Here is a 7,134-nt window from a genome sequence, read left to right on the forward strand (position 1 = left end):
AGGGGCGCCGCGCACAGGAGCACACCGATCACCCACCACGAAGGAGTGTCCAGTGAAATCACGTGCCCTGCGCCGTGCCGCCGTCGTCGCGGCCGTCGCCTCCACCTCCGCCCTCGTTCTGGCCGGTTGTTCCGGCAGCGGGGGCTCCGCCTCGGGCGGGAGCGACGGCGAGGTCACCCTCACCATCGCGACGTTCAACGACTTCGGCTACACCGACGCGCTCCTGCAGGAGTACATGGACGCGCACCCGAACGTGAAGATCGTCCACAACAAGGCCGCGACCAGCAACGAGGCCCGCGAGAACTACTTCCAGAAGCTCGGCAAGACCGGCCTCGCCGACATCGAGGCCATCGAGGTCGACTGGCTGCCCGAGGTCATGGAGTACGCCGACCTGCTGGCCCCCGTGCCCGACGACCTCAAGAGCCGCTGGCTCGACTACAAGGTCGAGGCCGCCACGAGCCCCGAGGGCAACCTCGTCGGCTACGGCACCGACATCGGCCCCGAGGGCGTCTGCTACCGCTCCGACCTGTTCGCGGCCGCGGGCCTCCCGACCGACCGTGCCGAGGTCGCCAAGCTCCTCCAGGGCGACTGGTCGACCTACTTCTCGGTCGGCGACCAGTACGTCGCCGCGACGGGCAAGGCGTTCTTCGACTCGGCCGGCGGCACCTACCAGGGTGCGATCAACCAGGTCGCCGCCGCCTACGAGGACCCCTCGAACGGCGAGATCACCGCCACCTCCAACCCTGAGGTGAAGAAGATCTACGACCAGGTCCTCAAGGCCAGCGCGACGCAGTCCGCACACCTGGGCCAGTGGTCCGACGACTGGTTCGCCGGTCTCTCCAACGGTGCCTTCGCCACGATGCTCTGCCCCGGCTGGATGCTCGGTGTCATCGAGGGCAACGCCCCCGACGTCACGGGCTGGGACATCGCCAACGTCTTCCCCGGCGGCGCGGGCAACTGGGGCGGGTCGTACCTGACCGTGCCCGGCAACGGCGCCAACGTGCAGGCCGCGCAGGAGCTCGCCGACTGGCTGACCGACCCCGAGACCCAGGTCAAGGCGTTCGAGAACGCCGGCACGTTCCCCAGCCAGACCGACGCCCTCAAGGCCGACGCGCTCCTGAGCAGCACGAACGCGTACTTCAACAACGCCCCCGTGGGCGAGATGCTCTCCGAGCGGGCTCAGGCGGTGAAGGTGTCGCCGTACAAGGGCGCCTTCTACTTCCAGATCAACGACGCCATGCAGAAGGCGCTGACGCGTGTCGAAGACGGCACCCAGGACGCCTCCACCTCCTGGCAGCAGTGGGCGACCGAGGTCGACGCCCTGTCCTGACCCCAGCGAACGGATGCCAGGGGCTGCGGCTTCGGCCCCTGGCATCCGTCGCCCGTCCCCTTCTCGTTCTCGCGTGAGAGGTCAGAAAGTGTCGCTTGCCCACATCCCAGGCGACACATTTTGACCCCTCACGCGGCAGAAACGGAGCACAGACCGTGACCAGCACACTCGAACGGCGCACCTCGACGGCTACGCCGTCATCGGGGGCGCGCGAGCCCCGGCGGGTGGGCTTCAGCAAGCGCCGCAGCGCGTGGGACCTGAAGCTCTCGCCCTACCTCTACATCTCGCCGTTCTTCATCCTGTTCGCGATCACGGGGCTGTTCCCCATCGCGTACACCGCGGTGATCTCTTTCATGGACTGGGATCTCGTCCGCAACTCGGGCGAGTTCATCGGCTTCGACCAGTACGCCTGGGTGCTCAGCCAGCCGAAGTTCTGGATCGCGCTGCGCAACACCTTCAGCATCTTCCTGCTCTCGAGCATCCCGCAGCTGATCCTCGCGATCTTCATCGCGGCGATGCTCGACCAGAACATCCGCGCCAAGACCTTCTGGCGCATGAGCGTGCTGATCCCCTACGTCATGGCGCCCGTGGCCGTCGCCCTCATCTTCAGCAACATGTTCGGCGACCAGTACGGCGTCGTGAACACCACGCTGCAGAGCCTCGGGCTGCCGGCCATCCCGTGGCACTCCGACGCCTTCGCCAGCCACATCGCGATCGCCACGATGGTGAACTTCCGCTGGACCGGGTACAACACCCTCATCCTGCTCGCCGCGATGCAGGCCGTCCCCCGCGAGTACTACGAGGCCGCGACGGTCGACGGCGCGGGCAAGCCGCGGCAGTTCTTCTCGATCACGCTGCCGAGCCTGAAGCCCACCCTGATCTTCGTCATCATCACGTCCACCATCGGTGGTCTGCAGATCTTCGACGAGCCGCGGATGTACGACCAGTACGGCACCGGCGGCGCCGACAATCAGTGGCTCACGGTCACGCTGTGGCTCTACAACGTCGGTTGGGGGGAGTGGAACTTCGGCCGTGCGGCTGCGCTGGCCTGGATCCTGTTCCTCATCATCCTCGCCATCGGCGTGGTCAATCTGTTCATCACGCGCTCCCTCGTGCGCGACGAGGGCCGACGCGATACGCGGTCCCGTCGCGAGATGCGCGCCCAGGCGCGTGCCGCCAAGAAGGACCTGGAACGGGATGCCGAGACCTCGCGCCGTTCCGCCGCCGGAGAGGAGGCGGGTCGATGACCGCCGTCAACGCTGCACCCGTCCCGATCGCCGACCCCGACCTTCCGGCCAAGCCCCGCCGTCGTCCGCGCCCGGTGCGCGGCTCGCGGCCCGGGTGGGTCGTCTACACCGCACTCGGCGCGGTGCTGCTGGCCAGCGTCTTCCCCTTCTACTGGTCGCTGCTCATCGGCTCGGGGGACTCCTCGACGATCCGCGACGCGAACCGATCGTGGATCCCCGGCGGCAACTTCTTCGCCAACGCCGCCGCCGTCATGGGCGACCCGGCGGTCAACTTCTGGCCGGCGCTGCTGAACTCCATCATCAGCTCCGGGCTCATCGCGGCATCCGTGGTCTTCTTCTCCACCCTCGCGGGGTGGGCGTTCGCGAAGCTGAAGTTCCGCGGCGGACCGTGGCTGCTCGTCTTCGTCGTGGCCACGATGGCCGTGCCGACGCAGCTCGGTGTCGTGCCGCTGTACATCCTGTTCAGCGAGCTCGGGTGGACCGGGCAGCTCGGCGCGATCATCATTCCGGCGCTCACCAGCGCGTTCGGGGTGTTCTGGATGACGCAGTACCTCCGCCAGGCCGTGCCCGACGAACTCATCGAAGCGGCGCGCGTCGACGGCGCCAGCTCGTTCCGCACCTTCCTCACGGTGGGGGTGCCGGCCGCGCGGCCGGCGGCGGCGATGCTCGCCCTCTTCACGTTCGTGAGCGCCTGGAACAACTTCTTCTGGCCGTTCATCGTGCTCGACCGCCAGAACCCCACGCTGCCGGTGGCCCTGTCGCTGCTGCAGTCCAATTACTTCGTCGATTACTCGATCGTTCTGGCGGGCGTGCTCCTGTCGACGATCCCGCTGCTGCTGTTGTTCGTCTTCGCGGGCAAGCAGCTGGTCAGTGGCATCATGCAAGGGGCGGTCAAGGGATGACGCTTGCGCCCGCGGAAGGAACCCGATCCATGTCCCACACCCGAGCCTTTCCCGAGGGCTTCCTCTTCGGCGCGGCCACCGCGGCCTACCAGATCGAGGGCGCCGCGCTCGAGGACGGACGGAAGGCCTCGATCTGGGACACCTTCAGCCGCGTGCCCGACGCCGTCATCAACGGCGACAACGGTGACGTCGCCTGTGACCACTACCACCGGTACGGCGACGACGTGCAGCTCATGAAGCGCCTGGGCCTGCAGACCTACCGTTTCTCGACCTCGTGGTCGCGCGTGCGTCCCGACGGCGGCGCGCTCAACGCGAAGGGCGTCGACTTCTACGAGCGCCTCGTCGACGAGCTCTTGGATGCCGGCATCCTCCCGTGGCTGACCCTGTACCACTGGGATCTCCCGCAGGCGCTGGAGGATCGCGGCGGCTGGACCGTCCGCGAGACGAGCGACCGGTTCACCGAGTACGCGCTCGACATGCACGACGCCCTGGGCGACCGGGTGAACGTGTGGACGACGCTCAACGAGCCGTGGTGCTCGTCGTTCCTCAGCTACACCGCCGGTGCGCACGCGCCGGGGCACTACTCGCAGGCCGAGGGCATGCTCGCCGCCCACCACCTGCTGCTCGGCCACGGGCAGACGGTGCGGGAGCTCCGCGCGCGCGACGCGTCGCTCAACCTCGGGCTCACGCTCAACCTCACGGTGGCGGATGCCGTCGACCCCGCGAACCCCGCCGACCTCGACGCCGCGCGGCGCATCGACGGGCAGTTCAACCGGTGGTTCCTCGACCCGGTGTTCCGCGGCACCTACCCGGCCGACATCATCCAGGACTTCCGGAACGTGGATGCCGAGGCGGTGCGGCGCTGGCAGGACGCCGTGCGCCCGGGCGACCTCGAGGTCATTTCGACGCCCATCGACACGCTCGGTGTGAACTACTACCACGGCGAGTTCGTCGGCGGCACGCCGCCGCGCGTGAACCCGCCCGGGGGAGACGCCCCTACCGTGCGCCCGATCGCGTCGCCGTTCCCCGCGCACGAGAACCTGTACTGGCACGACCGCGGCCTGCCCCGGACGACGATGGGCTGGGAGGTACAGCCCGAGGGGCTCACGCGCCTCCTCGCGCGCGTCAGCGACGAGTACTCGGCCGAGGCCGGCGTCGCCCTGTACGTCACCGAGAACGGTGCCGCCTACGACGACGTCCCGATCGCGGAAGACGGCGAGACGCGCGTCCACGACACCGAGCGGGTGGAGTTCGTGGAGGCGCATCTCGCCGCCATCCTGGATGCCGTCGACCGCGGGGTCGACGTGCGCGGGTACTTCTACTGGTCGCTGCTGGACAACTTCGAGTGGGCCTGGGGCTACGAGAAGCGGTTCGGCATCGTCTACGTCGACTACGCGACGCAGAAGCGGACCGTGAAGGACTCGGGGCTTGCGTACGCGCGGGTGATCGCGGAGCGGGCGCTGGTTAGCGAGCGAAGGGTGGTTGGGCTCGTCTGAGTCGTAGTTCGCACTCGGCCGCCGAGGGGCGGTAATCGGTAGCCAAGAGTTCCATCCCCGTAAGCCGACCCGCGGGACGGCGAGGTGAGCGCTGTCCCGCGGGGTCGGCTTACACCTGCGGTGTCGATCACGACCCGCACGTGCCACGAACTCAATGCCGAAGGGACTCAGCACACCCCCCTACGGGTGAAGCCGACCCAGCTGTTGGCCTCATTTTTTCCGACGCTGGCGATTCCGGTGGCTATTGTGGCACCGCTGTTGGCGGCGATGAGTTTCCCCTCAGGGGTGAGGAACCAGTCGGAGTAGACGTTGGTGGATCCGGCGGGGACGTTGATGGCGTCGCGGGGGGTGCTGTTGCCGCCGAAGTACCCGAATGATCCGTTGAGTCGGGTGAAGCCGACCCAGCTGTTGGCCTGGTTGCTTCCGACGCTGGCGATTCCGGTGGCTATTGTGGCACCGCTGTTGGCGGCGATGAGTTTCCCCTCAGGGGTGAGGAACCAGTCGGAGTAGACGTTGGTGGATCCGGCGGGGACGTTGATGGCGTCGCGGGGGGTGCTGTTGCCGCCGAAGTACCCGAATGATCCGTTGAGTCGGGTGAAGCCGACCCAGCTGTTGGCCTGGTTGCTTCCGACGCTGGCGATTCCGGTGGCTATTGTGGCACCGCTGTTGGCGGCGATGAGTTTCCCCTCAGGGGTGAGGAACCAGTCGGAGTAGACGTTGGTGGATCCGGCGGGGACGTTGATGGCGTCGCGGGGGGTGCTGTTGCCGCCGAAGTACCCGAATGATCCGTTGAGTCGGGTGAAGCCGACCCAGCTGTTGGCCTGGTTGCTTCCGACGCTGGCGATTCCGGTGGCTATTGTGGCACCGCTGTTGGCGGCGATGAGTTTCCCCTCAGGGGTGAGGAACCAGTCGGAGTAGACGTTGGTGGATCCGGCGGGGACGTTGATGGCGTCGCGGGGGGTGCTGTTGCCGCCGAAGTACCCGAAAGCGCTCGCGCCTGCTTGCGTGGTTACGGTTGCGACTCCCGCCGAGCCGGGTGCTGTCGCAGTCATCGATCCGATGACGGGTGACGGGCCCATCCGCAGGCCGGGCAAGAAGAACCGTCCGTCTGTATCGGTGATGCCGGTGATCGAGGGTCCTCCCGTTTCGAATGTGAGATCGGCGCTCGCGCTGACCGTGATCGACGCGCCGACCGTGGGCGACCCGTCCGTCGTCGCGGTCACGTACGCGCCGGTGATCGTCGAGCAGGCCGTGCCGGTGTAGCTGGCCTGATTGAACGCCAGCGCGAGCGTGCCCGAGGCCGAAGCTGCCGGGGCCACGGTCGCCGTCGCGATCACGGGGATGCTCCACGCCGCTCCGGCGAGGATCGTACGGCGGGCGACGCCGTCGTCGGGCGGGGAGGCGCGCGAGAGGTCGGTCATGAGGGCTCCTTCGGTTCGGGTTCGGGGTGCCGTCTCCTATGAAGCAGTCCGGTGCGGCCGACGCGGACACGCCTGTCGCACGCGCGTTCGCGCTGTCGTCGTGACGCCCGGACGGGTGACGGGTGGCCGGCCAGCGTTGGTGCCGAGGGTGACGGCTCGAGCGTTCGTCGGGTGAGGCGACTGCGCCCCTTCGGCTCGCCGGCCCTAGATTGTCGAGACCTGCCCCGGGCATCGAGTTCCTCGGAGGTCCGCCGCCCATGTCCGATCCCCGCCCGCCGCGGTCGTCCTGGCGCGTCCGTCGCATTCCCCTCGAAGGCCGCGAGGTCGCCGAGTGGTTCCGTCTGCGTGGGTGGTCGGCGACCGACGCTGACCTCGCGGCATCCCACGCCTTCATCGACGAGGCGATCGTGGCCGACGTCGCGATCCGCCGGGTGTGGCACACGGCTCTGACGCTGTCGCGTCCCGCGACGCAGGAGCCGGAGCGTGACACGCTCGTCGTCCACGTCGCCGGTGCGGGCAGCGTTCAGATCGGCGATGCCGCGCCCACGGCCCTCGCTCCCAACGACGTGCTCTTCGTCCCCCGTCGCGTCGCCGTGACGTATCGCAGCGACGAGGCGATCGCGCGGATCGAGATCGACCACGGCTCTCGTGATCGCGCGGGCGACGTGTTCCACACGCACGGTGAGCTGGTCTCGGCCGTCATGATCACCTCGGCCGTCAACGCCCTCTTCCATGCCC

The 7,134-nt window shown here is 68.2% G+C and carries 6 protein-coding genes; 5 read left to right on the plus strand and 1 reads right to left on the minus strand.

Going from position 1 to position 7,134, the window contains the following annotated elements:
- The first annotated feature begins 52 nt into the window (after positions 1 to 52).
- From FE256_RS10785 to FE256_RS10800, 4 genes are all read left to right on the plus strand, one after another.
- Positions 53 to 1,330, plus strand: coding sequence for an ABC transporter substrate-binding protein (locus FE256_RS10785; protein ID WP_138175444.1), 1,278 nt, complete (start codon positions 53 to 55; stop codon positions 1,328 to 1,330).
- 155 nt (positions 1,331 to 1,485) lie between these two features.
- Positions 1,486 to 2,577 carry a carbohydrate ABC transporter permease gene (locus FE256_RS10790; RefSeq protein ID WP_138175446.1) on the plus strand — a complete coding sequence of 364 codons (1,092 nt, stop codon included), beginning with the start codon at positions 1,486 to 1,488 and terminating at the stop codon, positions 2,575 to 2,577.
- A complete protein-coding gene (locus FE256_RS10795) occupies positions 2,574 to 3,479 on the plus strand; it encodes a carbohydrate ABC transporter permease (RefSeq protein ID WP_138175449.1) in 906 nt (301 codons plus the stop codon). The genes FE256_RS10790 and FE256_RS10795 overlap by 4 nt, the downstream gene beginning before the upstream one ends.
- Positions 3,480 to 3,508: 29 nt before the next feature.
- Complete coding sequence (locus FE256_RS10800; protein ID WP_138175452.1) at positions 3,509 to 4,975, plus strand: glycoside hydrolase family 1 protein; 1,467 nt, start codon at positions 3,509 to 3,511, stop codon at positions 4,973 to 4,975.
- A gap of 167 nt (positions 4,976 to 5,142) precedes the next feature.
- Here FE256_RS10800 and FE256_RS10805 read toward each other — a convergent pair whose 3' ends face one another.
- Complete coding sequence (locus tag FE256_RS10805; protein ID WP_138175455.1) at positions 5,143 to 6,396, minus strand: hypothetical protein; 1,254 nt, start codon at positions 6,394 to 6,396, stop codon at positions 5,143 to 5,145.
- A 257-nt stretch (positions 6,397 to 6,653) separates the two neighbouring features.
- On the opposite strand from FE256_RS10805, the gene FE256_RS10810 reads away from it, so the two are divergent.
- Positions 6,654 to 7,134: hypothetical protein (locus FE256_RS10810; protein WP_138175458.1), on the plus strand; the 481-nt coding region annotated here is incomplete at its 3' end.

It is taken from the genome of Microbacterium sp. 5K110 (genome assembly GCF_005774735.1).
Taxonomy (GTDB): Bacteria; Actinomycetota; Actinomycetes; order Actinomycetales; family Microbacteriaceae; genus Microbacterium.

Coding starts and splice junctions, on each gene's coding strand:
- FE256_RS10795 (WP_138175449.1), top strand. CDS start 2,574: ATGACCGCCGTCAACGCTGCACCCGTCCCGATCGCCGACCCCGACCTT.
- FE256_RS10800 (WP_138175452.1), top strand. CDS start 3,509: ATGTCCCACACCCGAGCCTTTCCCGAGGGCTTCCTCTTCGGCGCGGCC.
- FE256_RS10805 (WP_138175455.1), bottom strand. CDS start 6,396: ATGACCGACCTCTCGCGCGCCTCCCCGCCCGACGACGGCGTCGCCCGC.